Consider the following 268-nt stretch of genomic DNA (forward strand, 5'->3'; position numbering starts at 1 on the left):
CCTGTGCGGCCAACCGCTCGTAAAAACCCCCGCCATCGACGGCATCAACCACCGGCGGCACCATGACAGCGAGCATCGGAGCCTGCTCAGCGCTGATCGTCGCACTGGCGTGCAACACCCACGTGCTGTCGTGGTGATCACCGCTGGCCCGAGTGTGCACGGTGACGGGGCGCCGCCCGGCGTCATTGCGGGGATGGATCGTGATTTGCAGATCGGTGGAGTCGTGATCGGACAGCACCAGCGGCGTGTGCAAAACCAGTTCGTCGAC

1 protein-coding gene is annotated in these 268 nt (G+C 64.9%); it reads right to left on the reverse strand.

Annotation, left to right across the window (positions count from 1 at the left end; all coding sequences use genetic code 11):
* A partial coding sequence (locus F0Q45_RS27210; protein WP_149656726.1) for a polyketide synthase dehydratase domain-containing protein occupies nucleotides 1-268 on the reverse strand: 268 nt, incomplete at both ends.

Source organism: Mycobacterium simiae, from assembly GCF_008370645.1.
In the GTDB taxonomy this organism is placed as follows: domain Bacteria; phylum Actinomycetota; class Actinomycetes; order Mycobacteriales; family Mycobacteriaceae; genus Mycobacterium; species Mycobacterium simiae_A.